Origin of the sequence: Methylorubrum podarium, assembly GCF_040270385.1 — a bacterium.
GTDB classification, from domain to species: domain Bacteria; phylum Pseudomonadota; class Alphaproteobacteria; order Rhizobiales; family Beijerinckiaceae; genus Methylobacterium; species Methylobacterium podarium.
In genome coordinates, this window is record NZ_JBELQE010000052.1 from 16907 (window position 1) to 35442 (window position 18536).

An 18536-nucleotide genomic window follows, 5' to 3' on the forward strand; every position below is an offset into this window, starting at 1 on the left:
GCGGCGAATCGGTCCGGAACGTTCCATGAACAGTGCGTCCGCACGCGCGATCGGTCAAGCCTTTGTTCGCAGTTCGTTCCGATTTTGAGAGCCGATCTGGGGTCGAGGTTGCGGCGGCGGAGCTGGTCGAATGCCGTTGCAAGCGTGCGGACGCCCCCCCGGCCCGGACGGAGGCGAGGACGCAACCGCGCGGCCGGCCGAGGCGGCCTCTGGATTGCAGCGCCGGCCGCCATAGGTTGCCCGCGCCGCCCTTTCGGCGGAACGAAGCGAGGCGGCGATGCGCGGCACCGATGCGATGGAGGGCGAGACCGCCAGCAGCCAGAGGGTGATGCGCGCCCTCCTCGTCGCCGGGCTGCTGGCGCTGGGCCTCTATCTCCTGTCGGGCTTCCTGCGCGCCCTGATCTGGGCGGTGGTGCTCGCCGTCGCCCTCTGGCCGCTCTTCGCCCGCGCGCGCCGCCGCTTTCCGCCGGGGCGGCACAACATCCTCTGGCCGGCGGTCTTCACCGGCCTCGTCGCCCTGGTCCTGCTGCTGCCCATCGCCGTGCTGGCGGTCGAGGCGGGCCGCGAGGCGCACGACCTCCTCGCCTATGCCCGCGAGGCCGAGCGCACCGGCATCCCGGTGCCGGATTTCGTCGCCCACCTGCCCTACGGCGCCGCCGCCGTCACCGCGTGGTGGAACGCCAACCTCGCCCATGCCGGGTTCGCCCATGAATTGACCGAGCGGCTCAACACCGCCTCGAACCGCGACCTCACCCGCACCCTCGGGGTCGGGCTGGTGCACCGCGTGGTGCTGTTCGGCTTCTGCCTGCTGACGCTGTTCTTCCTGTTCCGCGAGGGCGATACGGTGATCGCGCAGGCGCTGAGGGCGAGCCAGCGCCTGTTCGGGGCCCACGGCGAGCGGGTGGCGCGGCAGATGGTGGCCTCCGTCCACGGCACCGTGGACGGGCTCGTCCTCGTCGGGATCGGCGAGGGTTTCCTTCTCGGCATCGTCTACGCGTTCGCGGGCGTCCCGCATCCGGTGCTGTTCGGGGCGCTCACCGCGGTCGCCGCGATGATCCCCTTCGGTGCGCCGCTGGCCTTCGGGATCGCCGCCGTGCTGCTCCTAGCCGGCGGCGCCGTCGTGCCCGCGGTGATCGTGGTGGCGGCGGGCCTTGTCGTCACCTTCGTCGCCGACCACTTCGTGCGCCCGGCGCTGATCGGCGGCACCACCCGCCTGCCCTTCCTGTGGGTGCTGCTCGGCATCCTCGGCGGCGTCGAGACCTTCGGACTGCTCGGTCTGTTCGTCGGCCCGGCGGTGATGGCCGCGCTGATCCTGCTGTGGCGGGAGCTGACGGAAGGACCGAAGGAGCCGGCGCGGCCTTTCAGTGCTTGAGCGGCCGCCCGAGCTTGCGCGCCAGGATCCGCTGCGGGCTCTTCTCCGGGTCGGCCTGGTCGGCCACCGCGATGTAGGCGGTCTGCTCCAGCATGTAGCGCCCGCCCATGGCGCCGTGCATCACGAGGTCGGAGAAGGTCACCCAGGTCTCGCCGGGCTGGAAACGCACATCCGCCTGCGGAGCGTTGGCCTGGTAGTCGAGGTCGCGCTTCAGGGCGTCGTGGAGGTGCAGCATCAGGTGGTCGTATTCCGAGCGCTTCGCCTTTGTGATCTTGAGCGCGGCCAGCACGCTCGCCGAGAAGCCGGAATAGCCCGGCAGCTTCGGCAGGAACTTTTCCGCCATCGAGCCGAAATCCTCGCCGACCCGCCACAGCCGCGGCTGCCCCTCGGCGTTGATGTTGCGGAAGATGCGCAGGATGCGCCGCTCGCCGATCGGGTTGGAGGGGAAGGCATCGACATGCATGCGCGTGTCGTCGCGCCGCCAGCTCAGCTTGCGCTTGTCCACGTCGAACGGCCGGTAGGAGGTGCCGGCGAGCGAGACCTTTCCGCGATAGGCGGGGAGATAGGTCTCGATCAGACTTTCCGCGAAGCGGCGGTAGCGCACCAGCAGGTCGCGCAGGCGCGCCTGCTCCTCCGGGCTCCCGGCCCCGCCCCGCAATTCGGCGCTCTCGCTGCGGATCGCGACGTTCTTGGCCTTGCCGTCGGCGAAGGGGCGCTCGACAAAGCGCTGCTCGAAGGCGTCGAAGGGGAAATCGAGGTCGCGGAAGACGAGGACCGAGCCGCTCTCCAGCGCCTCGACGAGGCCGGGCGCGCCCGGCACCGCCTCGGACCGGGAGACGGGAAGGACGGGGCTGATCATGGCTGGTGTCTTCCGCACGATAGGTCATCGTCCCGAAAGGCGGTGGCCGGCTTTCGGAAACAGACGACGCGGGATCAAAACCCGAGACCATCGTCCTGGATCCGGTATCCAGGACGATGGTCTCGGATGGTGCGCGGTGTAACCGACAGGCGCAGGCTCTGCCAACACGCCCCCCGCCGCAGACCGTCACCGGACGGCTCGGGCGTTTTGCGGTGGACGAGGCATTCGGTCGGCTTGCCCCGATGCCCGCGCGCGCGTCTCCTGATCGCGACCCTGGGGCAGAGGCAACTTGCGACGCGGGCGGGGCGTTTCCCCGCCGGATGTCCGCCCCCCGGACGAGGAGCCGGCCATGGCGACGCTGAAGGAATTCGAGGAGGCTCTGCGCGAGCACGGCATGCACATGGCGCTCGCCCTGCTGGAGCGCCTGCGCGAGCGCGACCGGCAGACCCGCACCATCCGCCCGGCCCGGCGCCTCACCGGCCAGAAGATGACGCCCGACCTCGCCCGGGCGATCCTGGAACTGCACGCCTCAACCGGCATGACCCAGCAGGAGATCGCCTTCAAGGTCGGGGTGAACCAGGGCCGGGTCAACGAGGTGATCAAGCGCGGCAAGTGGCTCGACGACGACCCGCACGCCCCCGAGGCCGTGGCCCGCGACCGGGCGAAGGCGCGCATGCGGGCGGACCCGAAGCCGCGTCCGAAGCCGTCCGCCCGCAAGGAGGCCCCTCGCGCGGCGCGGAAGCCGGCCGCGCCCCAGGGGCAGCTCGCCTTCGGGGATCTGTAGGCGATGGCCGGGGCGGGTGAGGCGCGCTGCCGCCTGGTGCGGCCCGGCGACGCGTTCGTCGGCAAGCAGGGCCTGTCCTACGCCCCCGGCATCTCCGCGGAGACGGCGGGCGCGACCGGCATCCATCTGCAGATGGTGACGATCCCGCCCGGCGCCCGCGCGAAGGCCCACAAGCACGAGGGCCACGAAACCGCGATCTACGCGCTGGCCGGCACCTCCTGCACGTGGTGGGGCGAGCGGCTGGAGCACCACGCCGAGCTGAAGCCCGGCGAGTACTTCTACATCCCGGCCGGCGTGCCGCACCTGCCCTACAATCCGAGCCCGAGCGAGCCCTGCACGGCGATCATCGCCCGCACCGATCCGAACGAGCAGGAGAGCGTCGTTTTGCTGCCGGACCTCGACGGGATACATCCGTGACCGGCGCTGTTGAGGAGGCAGCTTTCCTCGCGCCGGACCCTTTCCATGCGACGCTTCCCCTCGCGCTGCGCCTCCCTCTGCGTGGCCCTGCTCATCGCCGGAAGCGGGCCTGCGCTGGCGCAGCGCCCCTCCACCACGAATCTCACCTGCGCCCAGGCCCGCGCCCTGGTCACGCGGCAGGGCGCGGCGGTGCTCGGCACCGGTGGGGCGACCTACGACCGCTTCGTGCGCGACCGCTCGTTCTGCGAGGCGACGGAGATCGGCCGGCGCGCCTTCGTGCCGACCCGCGACACGCCGGGCTGCTTCGTCGGCTTCACCTGCTACGAGCCGAGCCGCGGCGACCGCTTTGGCGATTTCTGACCGATCCGCGCGAAAACGCCCCGGCCGGGACGGCCGGGGCGCTCCGCTGTGGGATTGTCAGCCTCGCGGCCGGGCGGTCACGCGGCCTGCTGGACCGAGCCCTCGATGACCGGCTGGCTCGACGGCCGGCTGGCGATCTCGATGCGCCGCGGCTTCTTCGCCTCCGGGACCTCGCGGACGAGATCGACGTGGAGGAGGCCGTTCTCGAGCACGGCGCCGGTCACTTGGACGTGGTCGGCGAGCTGGAAGCGGCGCTCGAAGGCGCGGGCGGCGATGCCCTGGTAGAGAACCTCGGCGGACTTGCCCTCGGCGGGCTTGCGCTCACCCTTGATGGTCAGCGCGTTCTCCTTCACCTCGATCGACAGGTCGGCCTCGGTGAAGCCGGCCACCGCGACGGTGACGCGGTAGACGTTCTCACCCGTGCGCTCGATGTTGTAGGGCGGATAGGTCGGAGCAGCCTCGGCGCTCACGAAACCGTCGAGGGCCGCGAAAAGGCGGTCGAAGCCGACGGTGGAACGGTACAGGGGAGCCAGATCGAACTGACGCATCACATATCCTCCAGAAGAAGCAACATGCTCGATGTATTCGGGTCCGCCCGTGGGCCGGACCGTCGCGCCGCCGTCTCGGCCGGCGCAGGGTTGATATTGGTGGACCCGGAAAACCGCGCAAGGGTCTGCTTGCGGGGTTTTTGCGTGAGCTTGAGCGAAAATTTTTGCCGGAAGCGCCTGCCGTGCTGACCTTGCGACCCACCCCCGGCAATCCGGTGCCGCCCGGTGCCCGTCTCGTGCCGGTCGAGACCGACGACGGCGTGCCCCTGCGCGTCGCGACGTGGCAGCCGACGACCCGCGGCGTGAAGGGCACGGTCTGCCTGCTCCAGGGCCGGGCCGAGTTCATCGAGAAGTATTTCGAGACGATCGCGGACCTGCGCGCCCGCGGCTTCTGCGTGGTCGCCTTCGACTGGCGCGGCCAGGGCGATTCCGGCCGGCAGGTCCGCGACGCCCACAAGGGCCATGTCCGCCACTTCGACGATTACCGCCTCGATCTGAAGGCGATCACCGAGGCGGTGCTCGTGCCGATGATGCCCGAGCCGTATTTCGGGCTCGCCCATTCCATGGGCGGGGCGGTGGCCCTGACCGGCTCGGCGGAGGGCTGGCTGCCGTTCCGGCGGTTCGTCACCGTCGCGCCGATGCTGTCGATCCGCATGGTGCGCTGGCCGGCGGCGGTCTCGCTGCTCGCGCGCGGGCTGCACCGGCTCGGCCTCGGGCGCTGCTACGTGCCCTCCGGCAGCAAGGTCTCGATCGCGACGAAGCCGTTTCCCGGCAACCGCCTCTCGACCGACCCGGTGCGCTACGCCCGCAACGCCGCCGCCGCCCGCGAGGTCGGCGCTGGGGCGGTCGGCGACCCGACCGTCGCCTGGCTCGCCTCCGCCTTCCGGGCGATGCGCCGGCTGCAGGATCCGGCGATGATCCGGCGGATCCGCACGCCCTGCCTCATCATCGGGGCCGGGGCCGACCCCGTCTGCGGCACGCCGACGATCGAGCGCTTCGTCGCCCGGCTCAAGACCGGCAACCTCATCGTGCTGCCGGGCGCCCGCCACGAGATCCTGAGCGAGTGCGACGCGATCCGCGCCGACTTCTGGGCGGCCTTCGACGCCTTCATCCCCGGCCACGGCCACCAGGCCGTCGCCGAGGAGGCTCGGGCGCTCACGGGTTGAGGATCCGCATCGCCGCCTCGTGCAGGCGGCGGTCGCCGGCCGCGACGATCCGGCCGCCGCCGGTGGCGGGGCCGCCGTCCCAGCGCGTCACGACCCCGCCCGCGCCCTCGACGATGGGGATCAGCGCGACGATGTCGTAGGGCTTGAGCCCTGCCTCGACCACGAGGTCGATCTGGCCCGCAGCCAGCATGCAGTAGGCGTAGCAGTCGGCGCCGTAGCGCGACATCTTCACCTGCCCCTCCACCGCCCGGAAGCGCTCCGCCTCCTCGCCCTCGGCGAACAGGCGCGGATCGGTGGTGGCGAGGATGGCGTCGCCCAGCGCCTCGCTGCGGCGGGTGTGCAGGCGGCGCTCGCCCTTGGGGCTGCGCACGGTCGCGGTCTTGCCGTCGCCGAGGAAGCGCTCGCCGAGATAGGGCTGGTGCATCAGCCCGCGCACCGCCGCGCCGTGATGGGTGAGCCCGATCAGGGTGCCCCAGGTCGGCAGGCCGCTGATGAAGGCACGGGTGCCGTCGATCGGATCGAGCACCCAGACGCATTCCGCATCCGCCCGCTCGGCGCCGAACTCCTCGCCGAGGATGCCGTGATGGGGCAGCCGATCCTTGATCATCCGCCGCATCACCGTCTCCGCCGCGCGGTCGGCCTCGGTGACCGGATCGAAGGCGCGGCCCGTCCCGTGGGACTTGTCGTCCAGGCCGAAATGCGCCCGGAAGAACGGCAGGATCGCCGCCCCGGACTGGGTGGCGAGGTCTTCCATGAACCGGGCGAGATCGACGACGCTCATCGAGGGGCAGCCTCCCATTGACGGATTGAGACGAAGACGCCGCGAGGCGGTGCCGTCAACCCGTCCCGAGCCGTTCCCTTCTTCAAGCCTTTCCCTTCAGACCGGTTCGGGCAGCGCCTGCCGCGGCGGCGTGGCCGCCTCCTGGCGCTGCGGCCCCTGCGGCGTGCCGTGGCGGGCGATGGCGAGGATCGTCTCGATCAGGTCGCGCAGGGAGGTGACGTGGTCGTCCGCCCCGAGCTTGGCCCGCAGCGCCTCGTCGGAGAGCATCGGCTCGTCGAGGCGCCACAGCCCGGCGACGATCGGCACGGTCTCGATCTTCTGGCGCAGCCGCGAGACGAGGCGGCGCAGATGGGTCGGCTCTCCCCCGAGCGCCAGCGAGATCACGCAGATCGCCTGGGCCGGACCGGGCTCCCACCCGCCGATGCGCACCCTCGCGACCTCGGCGAAGGGCACCTGCCTCGTGCCGAAGCCGCGCTTGCGCAGGAGCTGGTCGGCGATGGCGGTGGCCGCGCCGTCGAGGAAGCCGCGGCCGGAGACGAGGAGCACCGCGCCGTCGCGCCGCCACGCGTCGGGCAATTCGTCGGGGTTGGGCTCGGGGATCGGATCGCTCTTGCAGGCGCTCTCCCCCTCGCTCGTCGCGTCGGGGATCAGGCGGCTCGCCTTGGAGGCCGGATCGGGGACCGCGTCCGCGCGATCCTCCAGTTCCTCCACCAGCGCCGTGATCGAGGCGCGGATCTCGTCCTTCTGGTCGGGGGTGAGCACGCCGCGGGCGGCGTCGCGGGCGGCGAGTTCGAGACCCTTCAGCACCACGTCGTCGTAATAGGCCGAGAGCGAGCATTCCCGCAGGATCAGGTCGGCATGCTCCTGTGCCTCCTCCGGGTCGTCGGCGAGCATGCGCTGATAGAAGTTCTCGACCGGGGTCAGGGCCGGACGGTTCGAGAACAGCACGTCGAGGAATTCGAGCCGATCGACGTGGCGCCCGAGCACGACGAGGCAGACGGTCAGCGGCGTCGAGAGCAGCAGTCCCACCGGTCCCCACAGCCAGGTCCAGAACAGGGCCGAGACCAGCACGGAGAAGGGCGAGAGGCCGGTGGAGTGGCCGTAGACCAGCGGCTCGATGACATGGCCGACGATGGGCTCGACGAGGGCGAAGAGGAGGAAGGTCGCCAGCATCATGCTCCAGCCCGGATCGACGGCGGCCGCGAGCGCGATCGGCAGCACCGCCGAGAGGACGGCGCCGATATACGGCACGAAGCGCATGACCAGCGCGAAGATGCCCCACAGCACCGGGCTCGGCACGCCGATGAACCAGAGCCCGACGCCGATGACGATGCCGAAGGCAGTGTTGAGGGCGAGCTGGCCGAGGAAGTAGCGCGAGAGCCGCCGCGCCGCGTCGTCCATCGCCACGGTGGTGCGGTGGAGGTCGCTCGATCCGGCGAGGCGGATCAGGCGGTCGCGCAGATCTTCCCGCTGCATCAGGATGAACAGGAGGACGACGATGACGATGCCGGCGGTGGCCAGCGGCTGCGCCACCGGCGAGAGGACCGTGGTGGCGAGTTCGAGCGAACTCGGGCGCCGCTCCTCCACCTGCACCACCAGGGGCTTGGCCGGCTCCGGCTCGGCCTTGCGGGCATTGTCGCGGGCCGCCTGCTCGCGCTTGATCTGCTCCTTGGCCCGTTCGGCGCTCTCCTTGTTCTCCTCGCCGCCCTGGTGGATCGCCCGGTTGATGTTGGCGATGTAGTCCATCGTCTGGCCGAGCGAGCCGTTGCGCAGGCCCTCGATCTTGCGCTCGACGGTGCGCTGGTAGCGCGGCACGTCCTGCGCGAGTTCGGCGACCTGCACGCCGATGACGGTGGAGACCGCGGCGATGAGGCCGGCGGCGAACAGCACGGAGACAAGCACCGCCACCGCCCGCCCCAGCCGCAGCCGCCGCAAGAAATTCACCAGCGGGCCGAGCACGAAGGACAGGAGCACCGCGATCGCGATGGGGATCAGCACCTCGCGCGCGAGGAACAGGCCCGCGACGATGATCGCGAAGACCACGAGGGAGGAGGCGAGCGGACCCTTGGGCGTCTCGGCGGCGGCGACCCGCGTGGGGCGTGGCGGCACGATGAAGCCCTCGGCGGGGGATATGCGCTTCATGTCAGGCCGAACTTCCCTCTCACGCCACGCTTCATCCGAGGCCCGGCGGATCGCTTCGCGACGCGGGCCCCGGTCCTGTTCACGAGGGTCCGCGCGTGTTCCGCACGACCGTCGGCACCCGGTCCGGGCGGCCGTCGTCGCGGGTCGGCGCACGGGCCAGCGCCCGGAGGCACCTGAGCTCAAGAAACCGTGAGCGGGCCGAATTCGATCCCTGAAACGTCGCCGTAACGTGGCCGGTCTTCGAGGCTCCGCGAAAGACGCGGCCTAAGATTCCGCGAAGGGGCGCAGGCTAAAACCGGCCCGCTCGAGCCCGGCGCGCACGGCCCGTGCCATGGCGAGAGCCTCGGGATTGTCACCGTGAACGCAGACCGTGTCGATCGCGACCGGAAGGCGTCGTCCGCTCGACGTGAAGACCGCGCCTTCCCCGGCCATGCGGACGACGCGGGCCGCGGCTTCCTCCGCGTCATGGATCACCGCGCCGGTCGAGCCGCGGGGGGCGAGGGTGCCGTCCTCCGCATAGGCGCGGTCGGCGTAGATCTCGCGCACGAGGGTGAGCCCGGCGCGCTCCCCCGCCCGCTCGGCGGGAAGCCCCGGCATCACCACCAGGGCGAGGCTCCGATCGACGCCGGCCACGGCGCGGGCGAGCGCCTCGGCCACCGCCTCGTCCTCGTTGGAGAGGTTGGCCAGCGCCCCGTGCGCCTTGACGTGGGTGACGCGGGCGCCCGCCAACGCCGCGCAGGCCCGGAGCGCGCCGATCTGGTAGGCGATGTCGCGCTCGATTCTTTTGGGGCTTTCCTGAATCCGGTTCCGACCGAAGCCGCGCAGATCCGGAAAACCCGGATGGGCGCCGATCGCCACGCCCCGCGCCTTCGCGGCGACGGCCGTCTCGACCATGATGTCGGGGTCGCCCGCGTGGAAGCCGCAGGCGACGTTGGCCGAGGTGACGATGTCGAGGAGCGCGGCGTCGTCGCCCGTGCGCCAGGGTCCGAAACCCTCGCCGAGATCGGCGTTGAGGTCGATGCGGGCGCTCACTCGGCCGCCCGCATGGATCTCGACGCCTTCGCCTGCCGCGGCTCGGATCGGCTGTGGGCCGGCGATGACCCGGACCTCGGCCGCATCATCACGCCGAACCCTTCCGCCTCATCGCCGATGAAGCGGATCCCCTCCCCTTCGAGCACCGAGCGGATCGCGTCGAGGGTCTTTGCGCGCGGGGCGACCTGATCGCTCTCGATCATGTTCAGGGTCACGACCGAGACCGCCGCGCGATGGGCCAGAGCCCCTTGCGTCCACTTGAGAAGGCCGCGGCCGGCGCGGATCTGGGCGGGGGTGATGGCGGATGCGTTCATGGATGGGAGATGGGCGAAACTGAAAGAATTTTCAAGTTTCCGGTTGACGCGATGGGGGCGTGACCGTAAGCACGCCCCCATCGGCTCAGCCGGGCCGGAGATCGAGCGTTATCCTTACCCGACCCCCTTCTCTTTTTCGGGTATCGGCCGCTCCTTCGCATCCACGCCCGGCTCTCGGCTCGAACAATCATCACCGGCGCGGGCCGGTGGGCATCGGTTATCACCTGTCACGTGAAGCCATCCGATTGCCCGTTCACACGTCCGCGCTTCCCATTGGCCCCGCCTCGACGGAGCAAGGCATGAAACACGACGATCTATGCGTCGCCGCTTTCGCCCGTCCAGGGTCCGGGCGGCCAGGGTCGATGCGGTCCTATCCGATCGCACGGGAGCTGTTCGGCCACGCGGGCCGATAGCGGACGGTTATCTCAGGGAATCGAATGCCGGACGCCCTCGGGTGGACGGCGCGGTTGTCCGCAAGGACATTCCCGTTCGCACCCCCATGCCCGCGTGGCCTTCGCTCCGGCTGAAGGCCTGATCCCCCGATCTGATCCCGGCGGCCCCTGCGGGCCGGCAGGGGACGGTTCTCGGTAGAGCGCCGCGGCATCCGCCGCGGAGGTCGCGGATTCGAACTCCGCCGGGCTTGCCCGTAGCTCAGTCACACCCGTCCCCGATCCCCATGACCGCAGGGCCGAGCGCGGCCGGACAATAGGAAAATATAGCTAAATCGCGCGGGCCGAGGAGGAAAGGTTATCATTCTCATGAGGAGGTCGCGGGTTCGAATCCCGCCGGGCTGCAAGGCCCGTAGCTCAGTCCGGATAGAGTGCCTCTTTCCTCACCCCATGACCGCGCGACCCGGAGGCGGACGATCGTCCGCCCGAGGGCGCAAACCGACAAGAGAATCGGCCGTGCGGGCCGATGGAGACGGGTGAACGTCGGCCGGAAGGCCGGGTTCGAATCCCACGGGCCGCGAGGTCCGATGCCCGGGTGGCGGACGGGCGACGCATGCCACGCGAGCGGAGCGCCCGTCTCCCCCCACGCCCGCACGGTCGCCGACAAAAAACCAATTCGGCCGTGCGGGCCGGATTGCGAGGGTGATCTGGTCCTCAGGGTTCGAATCCCGGGCGTCGCAAGGCGCCGGTCCCTCGCAACGATCCACGCCCGCACGGCCGCAACGAGCCTCGGGGCAAGTCCCACAAGAACCCCGCGGAGAAAGGAGCGAGCGATGTTGAACTATGGAAAGCTGTTCTCGCTCCGGCGCACCCCGCAGTCGGAGCCCCTTCCCCGCACCGTGCCGAACTCGGCCGGCGGCCATTCCTTCGCCGTGAGCGACTGGGCGCGGCTCGACCGCTTCCTCGTGCTCGGCGCGGAGGGCGGCTCGTACTACGCGGGCGAGCGGGACCTGACCCGGGAGAACGCCGCCGCGGTGATGCGCTGCATCCGTGAGGACGGCGCCCGGGCGGTGGCGGTCATCGTCGCGATGAGCGCGGCGGGCCGCGCGCCGAAGCAGGATCCGGCGATCTTCGCCCTCGCGCTCGCGGCCTCCGCGGAAGCGGAGGAGACCCGTCGGCTGGCGCTCGCCGCCCTGCCCCGGGTCTGCCGCACCGGCACGCACCTGTTCCAGTTCGCGGGCGCCGTCGAGGCGATGCGCGGCTGGGGCCGGGCGCTGCGGCGCGCGGTCGGGGAGTGGTACCGGGCGCGTCCGGTGGACGCGCTCGCCTACCAGGCGGTGAAGTACCGCGCCCGCCAGGGCTGGTCGCACCGCGACCTCCTGCGGCTCGCTCATCCGGAGACGGACGAGCCGGCCCGGAAGGCGCTGTTCGACTGGATCTGCCGCGGCACGCTGACCGAGGCGACCCCCGCCCTCGTCCACGCCTTCGCTGCGGTGCAGGCGGAGGGCGTCGACGGCGCCTTCGCGGCGGCGCAGGTGCGCGCGCACGACCTCCCCTGGGAGGCGCTGCCGACGGGGCTGATGACGAGCCGCGCGGTGAACGAGGCCCTGATCGAGCGCATGCCGGTCGGCGCCCTCGTGCGCCAGCTCGGCCGTCTCACCGCGTCGGGGGCGCTCGCGCCCTTCACCGCGGCGACCGAGCACGTGGTGTCCGTGCTGTCGGACCGGGAGCGCCTGCTGAAGGCGCGCCTGCACCCGATGGCGCTGCTCGTCGCGCTCCGGACCTACGCGTCCGGGCACGGCCAGCGCGGCCGGCTCTCCTGGGAGCCGGTGGCGGCCATCGTCGAGGCGCTGAACGCGGCGTTCTACACCGCCTTCGCGAACGTCGAGCCCACGGGCCGGCGCCTCGTGCTGGCGCTGGACGTCTCGGGCTCCATGGCCTGCGGCTCGGTCGCGGGTTCCGCCCTGACGCCCCGGGAGGCGGCCGCCGCGATGGCGCTCGTCACCGCGGCGACGGAGGAGCACTGGCAGGTTCTCGGCTTCACCGCTGAGCCCGGCCAGTCCTGGAGCGAGGGGACGGTGCTGACCAGCCTCCCGATCGGGCCGTCCATGCGGCTCGACCAGGCGGTGGCGGCGACCGCCGACCTGCCCTTCGGCGGGACGGATTGCGCGCTGCCGATGCGGTGGGCGCTGGAGCGGGGCGTCCAGGCCGACGCGTTCGTGGTCTACACGGACTCGGAGACCTGGGCCGGCCCGGTCCACCCGGTCCAGGCGCTGCGGGCGTACCGGGAGAAGACCGGGATTCCGGCGAAGCTCGTGGTCGTGGGGCTCGTCTCCAACGGCTTCAGCATCGCCGACCCGGAGGACGCGGGCATGCTCGACGTGGTCGGCTTCGACACGGCGGCGCCCGCGCTGATCGCGGATTTTATCCGCGGCGGCTGACGAGAGGAGCGGACGGCGATGCGCCGTCCGCTCCGGTCCCGAGACCTCGAGAAGACGGAGCGGCACCATGTCCGCGATCAACGGACGCGATCTCATCGCCTGGGGCTTCCGGCCCGGCGAGTGGTTCAAGCGCGCGGTGGCCATCGCCAACGCGATGCGCGGCGAGGGCGCCGACGACGCGGCGATCCTGGCGCATCTGCGCGCGATCGAGCCCGGCGCCAACCCGATCCCGATGCGCACGAACGGACTCGACTTCGGCGTCTTCCTCGACGCCGAGACGGCGGCCGAGCGGGCCAACGCGGCCGCGGTGATCGCGCATATGGACGCGCTCATGCGGGTGCCGACCATCGTCAAGGGCGCGGTGATGCCGGATGCCTGCCCCTCGGGCCTGGCCGAGGGCACGATCCCCGTGGGCGGCGCGGTCGCCTGCGAGGACGCGATCCATCCGGGCTTCCACTCGGCGGACATCTGCTGCTCGGTGGCGATCACCGTCTTTCGCCGTGCCGACGATCCGAAGCGCGTGCTCGACGCCGTGCAGGCGGTCACGCATTTCGGGCCCGGCGGGCGCAAGGGCGTGGTCGCGCCGCCGGACGCGGTGATGGCGGGGGTGGCGGGCAACCGCTTCCTCGCCGAGTTCGCCGGGCTCGCGGTCGGGCATTTCGCGAGCCAGGGCGACGGCAACCACTTCGCCTCTGTGGGGCACCTCGCCTCGACGGGGCAGGTGGCGCTCGTCACCCATCACGGCTCGCGGGGGCTCGGCGCCCAGCTCTACAAGAAGGGCCTGGCCGCCGCGCGCCGCCACACGGCGATCGTCGCTCCGCGGGTCCCGGCGCACAACGCCTGGATCAAGGTGGAATCCGACGACGGCCGGGCCTACTGGGAGGCGCTGCAGATCGTCCGGGACTGGACCAAGGCCAGCCACTTCGCGCTCCACGACCTCGTGGCGCGCAAGCTGGGCAACGCCGTCGCGGACCGGTTCTGGAACGAGCACAACTTCGTCTTCCGCCGCGCGGACGGGCTCTACTACCACGGCAAGGGGGCGACCCCGTCGTGGGCGGGGTTCTCGGCCGACGATGACGGGCGCACGCTGATCCCGCTCAACATGGCCGAGCCGATCCTGATCGCCCGCCACCGCGACCACGCGGCCTCGCTCGGTTTCGCCCCGCACGGGGCGGGCCGCAACATGAGCCGCAAGGCCTTCCTGCGCGAGAACGCGTCCGTCCTGCCCGAGGGCATCGACGTGCGCTTCTTCTGCGGAAAGCCGGACCTCTCGGAGCTGCCGGGCGCCTACAAGGACGCCGGCAGCGTCCGGGCCCAGATCGCCAAGTACGATCTGGCCGAGGTCGTCGACACGGTAGAGCCCTACGGCTGCATCATGGCCGGCGACTGGGAGGCCGAGGCGCCGTGGCGGAAGAAGGCGGAGGCGAAGCGGGCGACCAAGGCGGCCGCGGAGGCGGCGACGTGACGGCGGCGCCGGGTGAGAAGCCCGGCGCCGCTTTTTTGCGGTTTCGCCGACGCGTCTCAGGGCATGTCGGGCATGGATGCCGGATCACGGGCGGCGTGCCGGATACCGAGGATGATGAGGTCGTCCTCGCTCGCTTCGTAGAAGATCGATAGGGATAGGGTGTCGCCACGATGCGCCGCATGCGCGGAAGGCTGGTTGGGCGCCCGCTGCGAGGATGCTCCAACAGCAGATCGGTCACGGTCCGGATGCGACGCTGGACGCGTCGCGCGCCCTGTGGCGACCGTTCGGCGATGTAGGCCAGGACGGCGTCGAGTTCCGCGGCGGCGTCCGGAGTGTAGCGCAGCCTCACAGGCCGTGCTTCGCCCAGATCGCTCGCACCTGCTCGTCCGTCGCAAACTCCCGCCGCGCCGCCTGGGCACGGGAATTGGCGAACGACGCCTCCTCCTCGGGTGTCAGCGTGAAGACCGGCTCGTCGTCTCCGGCAAGGCTGAGAAGCACGCGGGCCATGTCGTCCTGCGCTTCGGGCGAGAGGGCGCGAACGCGCTCGATCGCCCGTTCCAGAAGTTCGGTCATGCGTCCATTATGCACGACTTACGGACGTCGGAAAATCAGTCCAACGAAACCACTGGTGTCGGAATCGGTCCGATTTCAGCGGGATATTCTCGCGGAGCCTCGACTCACACCACCACCGCCATCGCGGCCTGCTCGCCGACCCCAAAAACCCGCTTGTAGCGCTCCACCTCCGCCGCCGGTCCCTGGGCCTTGCTCGGGTTGTCGGAGATCTTCACCGTCGGGCGGCCCTGCGCCTCCGTCACCTTGCAGACCACCGAGATCGGGTCGAGCCGCCCCTCCGGCACCAGTCCGCGAAAGTCGTTGGTGAGCCGGGTGCCCCAGCCGTAGCCGATGCGCATGCGGCCGTGGAACTGCGCGTGGATCGCCTCGATGTCGTCGATGTCGAGCCCGTCGGAGAAGATCGCGAGCTTCTCGCGCGGGTCGCAGCCCCGCGATTCCCAGAAGGCCAGCGCCTCCTCGCCGCCCTCGATCGGCTCCTTCGAATCGATCCGGATGCCGGTCCAGGCGGTGAGCCAGTCGGGGGCGTTGGCGAGGAAGCCGGTGGTGCCGTAGGTGTCGGGGAGCGCCACCAGCAGGTTGCCGGCGTAGTCCTGCTGCCAGTCGGCGAGCACCGCGTAGGGGGAGGCTGCCAAGGCCGCGTCGTCGTCGCCGCTGAGTGCGGCGTAGACCATCGGCAGTTCGTGGGCGTTGGTGCCGACCGCCTCGACCTCGCGGCGCAGCGCGATCAGGCAGTTCGAGGTGCCGAGGAAGGCCCGCTCGCCCAAGCCCTCCATCATCGCCTGCACGCACCAGTCCTGCCACAGGAAGCCGTGGCGGCGGCGCGTGCCGAAATCGGCGATGGAGAGGTCGGGGAGGCGCTTCAGGCGCTCGATCTTCTCCCAGACCCGGGTCATGGCGCGGGCGTAGAGCACCTGCAGCTCGAACTTGCCGAGATCCCGCAGCACGGCGCGGGAGCGCAGCTCGTTGAGGATCGCCAGCGCCGGCACCTCCCACATCGTGGTCTCGACCCAGGGACCGTGGAAGGTGAGCGCCACCTGCCCCTCCCGCACCTCCAGCTCGTACTCGGGCAGGCGGAAATTCTCGAACCACGCCATGAAGTCGGAGGAGAGGATCTGGCGCTTGCCGTAGAAGGTGTTGCCGCGAAGCCAGGTGGATTCGCCCCGGCTCAGCCCGACCGTGCGGGCGTGGTCGAGTTGCGCCCGCAACTCGCCGAGATCGATCTCGTCGGCCACCCGCACGCTCCGCGTGCGGTTCTGGATCGCGAAGGTGACGGCCACGTCGCGATGACGGCGGAAGATCATCTGCGCCATCAGGAGCTTGTAGAAATCCGTATCGAGCAGCGAGCGCACGATCGGGTCGATGCGGAAGTTGTGGTCGTAAACCCGCTTCGCGAGGTCGATCATGGGCCGTCCGTGTTCGGGGCGTGTCGCCCAAGCTTGAGGCGGATCGTCTCGGCGATCAACGGCGACGGGTGCAAGGCCGCATGACGAAAAAAGCGCCCCCGCCCTTGAGGCGGGAGCGTGACGCGTCATGCAAAGCCGTGGAACGAACGCTCCGGCCTCTTCCCCGTCATCGCGAGGCGAAGCCGTGGCGATCCAGGGCGCGACCCCTCCGGAAATGTCGCGGACTGGATCGCTTCGCCGACGCTCGCGATGACGGAGTTTAGCGGACCCCGAAGCGATCGGTCGGAGGCCGTAAGAGGCTCCCTTCCGAAAAAATCAGGCGAGGTTGACCTTCTTGGTTTCGGTCTTCGGGCTCTCGCCGGTGAGCGAAGCCTTCACGTAGCCGTAGAGGTGGACCATCTTGCTCGACGGGCTGTCCCAGTACTCGCCCTGTTCGGGGTGGATGCGGATCAGGCCGACCTCCGGGTCGTCCTTGCCGTTGGGGAACCACGTCTTGAGACTCTCCTGCCACTTCTCGTCGATGAGCTTCTGGTCGCGGATCACCTCGGCCTTGCCGGCGATCGAGACGTAGGTCTGGCTCGACGGGTCCGAATAGGCGAGGTTGACCTGGTTGTCGCGGCCGATCTCGGCGGTCTTCGGGCTGTGCAACTTGGTGAAGAACCAGATATCGCCGTTCTCGTCGATCTCGTTGTTCCACATCGGGCGGCTGTTCAGGGTGCCGTTCTGGTCGGCGGTGGTCAGCATCGCGACCTTGACGTCCTTGGTCAGCTCGAAGAGCTTCTTCGCGCCCTCGTGGTCGCGATGGTTGCCCTGGTGCATGAGATCCGTTCTCCGAATGTCGTCGATGGCGTGAGCCGGGCGGGAGCGGCCATCAGCGCGGCCCCATGAGCGCCACCCGGCGATTGCCTCGACAACGAGCGAGGCCGGGCTTGGTTCAGGCAGGACTTCGGAAGGGGACGAGATGAGGGTTGCATGGTTCGCGGTGCTGCTGGCGGCCCTCGCGGGGCCGGCCTCGGCCGAGGTGCGCTTCGGCCCCGGCGTGCGCATCGGCGGCCACGATTTCTCGAACCGGCGCTACCGCAGCGTCCATATCGAGCGGGTGAGGCGGCTGCGCGGCCCGGTCGGCTGCCGGCATGTCCGCCGCGGCGTCTACCGGCGCGGCGACGGCTCGGTGGTGCGCGGGCCGATGGAGGAGTGCAACCTGATCGCCATTCCGCCGGGCCGGCGGCGGTGAGGCGACGCGCTCGGGCTGGCGTTTCGCGCGGGGCCGGTTAGATGAACGGGGGCGGACGGTTCCGCCCGACGCCCGATGGAGCTTGAGTTTTGGCGATCACGCGCGACGACGTGCTGAAGGCGCTCTCGACCGTGACGGTTGACCGCGGCGGCACCACCCTGCCCGGCTCCGGCCGCCTGTCCCAGGTGGTGATCGATCCGGGCAACCGGGTGATGTTCTCGATCCTGATCGATCCGAGCGAGGCCGAGCGGTTCGAGCCGGTGCGCCGCGAGGCGGAGGGTCGCGTGCTGGCGCTGCCCGGCGTGTCGAGTGTACTGGCGAGCCTCACCGCCGAGCGGGCGTCGAACGCGCCCGCCCCGGGCGCCGCGCCGCGCCCGCCCGGACCCGGTGCGCCGCCGCGCCAGGGCAACGCCCATGGGAATGCCTTGCCGGGCGTGCGCCACATCGTGGCGGTGGCCTCGGGCAAGGGCGGCGTCGGCAAGTCCACCACCGCCTGCAACCTCGCCCTGGCGCTCGGCGCGCAGGGCCTGCGGGTCGGCCTGCTCGATGCCGATATCTACGGCCCCTCGGTGCCGAAGCTTCTCGGGCTCTCCGGCAAGCCGCGGGTGATCGAGGGCAAGACTCTCGAGCCGATGCAGGCCTACGGCCTCAAGGCGATGTCGATTGGTTTCCTGATCGAGCCGGAATCGGCGATGATCTGGCGCGGGCCGATGGTGCAGTCGGCGATCACCCAGATGCTGCGGGACGTGGCCTGGGGCGAGCTCGACGTGCTCGTCGTCGACATGCCCCCCGGCACCGGCGACGCGCAGCTCACCATGGCCCAGGCGACGCCGCTGTCGGGCGCCGTCATCGTCTCGACACCGCAGGATCTGGCGCTGATCGACGCGCGCCGCGGCGTGACGATGTTCCGCAAGGTCTCGGTGCCGATCCTCGGCGTGATCGAGAACATGGCGACCTTCATCTGCCCGAATTGCGGGGCGGCCTCCGCGATCTTCGGCCATGGCGGCGCCCGCCAGGAGGCGCAGCGGCTGGAGGTGCCGTTCCTCGGCGAGATCCCGCTCACCATGGCGATCCGCGAGACCTCGGATGCCGGCCGGCCCGTGGTCGCCACCGATCCGGACGGGCCGCAGGCCAAGGTCTACCGCGAGATCGCCGAGAAGCTCTGGGGCAACCTCACCGGCGCGCCCGCCGGCCGGGCGGCGCCGCGGATCGTCATCGAGTGAGCTCTCGCCCGGTCTCCGGGTCGGGGATATCGG

General features: G+C 70.7%; 19 protein-coding genes and 1 tRNA gene. 10 read left to right on the forward strand and 10 right to left on the reverse strand.

Going from position 1 to position 18536, the window contains the following annotated elements:
* Positions 1-277: 277 nt before the first annotated feature.
* Complete coding sequence (locus ABS772_RS08930) at positions 278-1372, forward strand: AI-2E family transporter (protein ID WP_350393853.1); 1095 nt, start codon at positions 278-280, stop codon at positions 1370-1372.
* Here the strand turns inward: ABS772_RS08930 and ABS772_RS08935 are convergent.
* A complete protein-coding gene (locus ABS772_RS08935) occupies positions 1362-2231 on the reverse strand; it encodes a Kdo hydroxylase family protein (RefSeq protein WP_350393854.1) in 870 nt (289 codons plus the stop codon). The two genes, ABS772_RS08930 and ABS772_RS08935, sit on opposite strands and share 11 nt — an antisense overlap.
* A 349-nt stretch (positions 2232-2580) precedes the next feature.
* Between ABS772_RS08935 and ABS772_RS08940 the strand changes: the two genes are divergently transcribed.
* From ABS772_RS08940 to ABS772_RS08950, 3 genes are read left to right on the forward strand one after another with little or no spacing between them, the layout of a single operon-like run.
* Entirely contained in the window at positions 2581-3015 is a 435-nt protein-coding gene (locus tag ABS772_RS08940) for an RNA polymerase subunit sigma-70 (RefSeq protein ID WP_350393856.1), read from the forward strand.
* A 3-nt stretch (positions 3016-3018) separates the two neighbouring features.
* The gene (locus tag ABS772_RS08945; protein WP_350393858.1) at positions 3019-3432 is read left to right on the forward strand and encodes a cupin domain-containing protein; all 414 of its coding nucleotides are present in this window, start codon (positions 3019-3021) and stop codon (positions 3430-3432) included.
* 45 nt (positions 3433-3477) lie between these two features.
* Positions 3478-3792 carry a hypothetical protein gene (locus tag ABS772_RS08950; RefSeq protein WP_350393860.1) on the forward strand — a complete coding sequence of 105 codons (315 nt, stop codon included), beginning with the start codon at positions 3478-3480 and terminating at the stop codon, positions 3790-3792.
* Positions 3793-3869: 77 nt separating this feature from the next.
* Here ABS772_RS08950 and ABS772_RS08955 read toward each other — a convergent pair whose 3' ends face one another.
* Positions 3870-4340: an Hsp20 family protein gene (locus tag ABS772_RS08955; protein WP_183436965.1), complete on the reverse strand. Its 471-nt coding sequence runs from the start codon at positions 4338-4340 to the stop codon at positions 3870-3872.
* Positions 4341-4522: 182 nt separating this feature from the next.
* On the opposite strand from ABS772_RS08955, the gene ABS772_RS08960 reads away from it, so the two are divergent.
* A complete protein-coding gene (locus ABS772_RS08960; protein WP_350393862.1) occupies positions 4523-5506 on the forward strand; it encodes an alpha/beta hydrolase in 984 nt (327 codons plus the stop codon).
* On the opposite strand, the gene hisN is transcribed toward ABS772_RS08960, so the two are convergent.
* The 4 genes from hisN to ABS772_RS08980 form a co-directional block, all read right to left on the reverse strand.
* Positions 5496-6287: a histidinol-phosphatase gene (hisN, locus tag ABS772_RS08965; protein WP_350393864.1), complete on the reverse strand. Its 792-nt coding sequence runs from the start codon at positions 6285-6287 to the stop codon at positions 5496-5498. The two genes, ABS772_RS08960 and hisN, sit on opposite strands and share 11 nt — an antisense overlap.
* 96 nt (positions 6288-6383) lie before the next feature.
* On the reverse strand, positions 6384-8429 hold the full coding sequence (locus tag ABS772_RS08970; protein WP_350393866.1) for an AI-2E family transporter: 2046 nt from the start codon (positions 8427-8429) through the stop codon (positions 6384-6386).
* Positions 8430-8693: 264 nt separating this feature from the next.
* Complete coding sequence (locus ABS772_RS08975; protein ID WP_350393868.1) at positions 8694-9461, reverse strand: LamB/YcsF family protein; 768 nt, start codon at positions 9459-9461, stop codon at positions 8694-8696.
* A complete protein-coding gene (locus ABS772_RS08980) occupies positions 9458-9775 on the reverse strand; it encodes a helix-turn-helix domain-containing protein (RefSeq protein WP_350393870.1) in 318 nt (105 codons plus the stop codon). The genes ABS772_RS08975 and ABS772_RS08980 overlap by 4 nt, the downstream gene beginning before the upstream one ends.
* Before the next feature lie 728 nt (positions 9776-10503).
* On the opposite strand from ABS772_RS08980, the gene ABS772_RS08985 reads away from it, so the two are divergent.
* From ABS772_RS08985 to ABS772_RS08995, 3 genes are all read left to right on the forward strand, one after another.
* Positions 10504-10570: transfer RNA gene (locus ABS772_RS08985), tRNA-OTHER, on the forward strand.
* 427 nt (positions 10571-10997) lie between these two features.
* On the forward strand, positions 10998-12605 hold the full coding sequence (locus tag ABS772_RS08990; protein WP_350393872.1) for a TROVE domain-containing protein: 1608 nt from the start codon (positions 10998-11000) through the stop codon (positions 12603-12605).
* Between the two features lie 67 nt (positions 12606-12672).
* Positions 12673-14070, forward strand: a complete 1398-nt coding sequence (locus tag ABS772_RS08995; protein ID WP_350393874.1) for an RtcB family protein — start codon at positions 12673-12675, stop codon at positions 14068-14070.
* On the opposite strand, the gene ABS772_RS09000 is transcribed toward ABS772_RS08995, so the two are convergent.
* The 4 genes from ABS772_RS09000 to ABS772_RS09015 form a co-directional block, all read right to left on the reverse strand.
* Positions 13979-14419 (reverse strand): type II toxin-antitoxin system RelE/ParE family toxin, encoded by a 441-nt coding sequence (locus ABS772_RS09000; protein ID WP_350393876.1) that lies wholly within the window; start codon positions 14417-14419, stop codon positions 13979-13981. The two genes, ABS772_RS08995 and ABS772_RS09000, sit on opposite strands and share 92 nt — an antisense overlap.
* Positions 14416-14643: a hypothetical protein gene (locus ABS772_RS09005; RefSeq protein ID WP_238254366.1), complete on the reverse strand. Its 228-nt coding sequence runs from the start codon at positions 14641-14643 to the stop codon at positions 14416-14418. Before ABS772_RS09005 ends, ABS772_RS09000 begins: the two co-directional genes overlap by 4 nt.
* 104 nt (positions 14644-14747) lie before the next feature.
* Positions 14748-16046 carry a nicotinate phosphoribosyltransferase gene (locus ABS772_RS09010; protein WP_350393878.1) on the reverse strand — a complete coding sequence of 433 codons (1299 nt, stop codon included), beginning with the start codon at positions 16044-16046 and terminating at the stop codon, positions 14748-14750.
* A gap of 315 nt (positions 16047-16361) precedes the next feature.
* Positions 16362-16865, reverse strand: a complete 504-nt coding sequence (locus ABS772_RS09015; RefSeq protein ID WP_238257392.1) for a pyridoxamine 5'-phosphate oxidase family protein — start codon at positions 16863-16865, stop codon at positions 16362-16364.
* 142 nt (positions 16866-17007) lie between these two features.
* Here ABS772_RS09015 and ABS772_RS09020 point away from each other — a divergent pair, with 142 nt between their 5' ends.
* Positions 17008-17280: a hypothetical protein gene (locus ABS772_RS09020; protein ID WP_238257391.1), complete on the forward strand. Its 273-nt coding sequence runs from the start codon at positions 17008-17010 to the stop codon at positions 17278-17280.
* Between the two features lie 89 nt (positions 17281-17369).
* The gene (locus ABS772_RS09025) at positions 17370-18503 is read left to right on the forward strand and encodes an Mrp/NBP35 family ATP-binding protein (protein WP_350393881.1); all 1134 of its coding nucleotides are present in this window, start codon (positions 17370-17372) and stop codon (positions 18501-18503) included.
* Positions 18504-18536: the final 33 nt, after the last annotated feature.